The organism is Nocardia sp. 852002-20019_SCH5090214, assembly GCF_001665865.1.
GTDB lineage: Bacteria > Actinomycetota > Actinomycetes > Mycobacteriales > Mycobacteriaceae > Nocardia > Nocardia nova.
Genome location: NZ_LZMK01000069.1, coordinates 1 through 1499, shown reverse-complemented (window position 1 = coordinate 1499; position 1499 = coordinate 1). Strand labels below are relative to the sequence as shown.

Here is a 1499-nt window from a genome sequence, read left to right as displayed (position 1 = left end):
CGATCACCACACCGGCCACCCGCACGCCCCCGAACATCCTCGGCTACCGCATCACCGGTTACACCCCGGACCGGGCCGACACCGCGATCTACACCCAGCAACCCGACACTTCGCTGACCTGCAACACCGCCACCGTCATCTGGCAGGCCGGCGACTGGAAACTTCTGCTCCCCGACGGGAACCACCCCGCACTGGTCACCGCACTCAACGCGCTGCCCAGCGACACGATCCTGCTCCCGATCCGATGAACACCGCCACCACGACTCCACCGCAGAGGCGCCACCGCTGGCTCGGCCTCGCGATAGCTCTGGCCGTCCCGCTGAGCGGATGCGGTACCCACGCACCTCAACCCCCATCCGCTGATCTATCCGCAACGATCCCCACCACCGCCGCGCGGCCTTCGTCCACTGTGTCGCCGGCCCAGCCGCCGACCACAGACCTGTTCGGAAACCGTCTCGACGTCGTCGGCGACGAAGGACGTGCCCTTAACCAAGACCCGTCCACCCGCTCCAACCCGTCGTCGGGTGACTACCTCACTGCGGCCCCAGCACGGATGACGTGGCAACGCGGGTGGGGTGGTGCCGCGTTGCCAGCGTCCGGGAGTGACGGCCCTGCCGTCATCGACCACGGGATCGCCTCAGGATTCGCCGACACCCCGCAAGGTGCGGCACTGGCGGCCTGCGACGCGCTCGCCCGCACCCTCGCCGCGCCAGAAGGTTTGTGGCAGAACGTTGTTCGTGCTCGATTAGTCGGTGACACCGACGCGTTCATCGCCAGGGTGACGCGCAGCCGCACCCGCACACCTGATACCGCCCGCTATCTCACCGTCCCCGACGGCATCCGCATCCGCGAGGGCTACCGTCCGGATTTTGCGGTCGTCGACATCGCCACCCGAACCCGCGACGGATACACCTACATGTCCTTGCCGATGACCTACGGCGGCGACTGGCGAGTGCGCCTGCCCGACGACATCGAAACACTCTGGCACCCCGGCGATCCCATCTCTAGCCTCGCCGGCTTCGGGCAGTGGAGGACCACCGCATGACGACATCTATCGCCACTGGGATACACGCTCAGTTGCCGGACATCGTGTGCGACCTGCCCACTGGGCCTGGCGCGGTGTGCGCGTTGAAACAACTCGGCGGCAAAGCCGTCAACTCCGCCGCGAACTCCGCATTCGACAGCCTGGTCGACTCTTTGGTCAACGGCATGACATCCGGAATCCGATTCGTGATGACGTGGTGGGTCAACCTACCCTCTCCGCAGCTAGCGGCGTCCACCGGGGAGCCGGGCCCTGCCTTGGCGGCCATCCGCGGGTACACCAGCGGTTTGCAGGTGCTGCTGATGATCGCGGGGATCTTGTTCGCCGCCGCTCGGCTGGCGATGGCCAAACGTGGTGGTGTCGCGGGGGAGGCGCAGGAAAGCTTTCTCATGTTCGCGCGGGCGGTGTTCGCCTCGATGATGTTCTCCGCGTTGATCACTACCGGCACGAAAGCTGG

General features: G+C 66.6%; 1 protein-coding gene and 2 pseudogenes. All 3 read left to right on the top strand.

The genetic code is table 11. The annotated features are described in order from the left end of the window. Positions 1–248, top strand: a pseudogene (locus A5780_RS40705) (hypothetical protein); the annotation flags it as partial. Beyond that, complete coding sequence (locus A5780_RS39805; protein WP_156769395.1) at positions 245–1045, top strand: hypothetical protein; 801 nt, start codon at positions 245–247, stop codon at positions 1043–1045. The pseudogene A5780_RS40705 and the gene A5780_RS39805, both read left to right, overlap by 4 nt. Then, positions 1042–1499, top strand: a pseudogene (locus tag A5780_RS07065) (hypothetical protein); the annotation flags it as partial. The gene A5780_RS39805 and the pseudogene A5780_RS07065, both read left to right, overlap by 4 nt.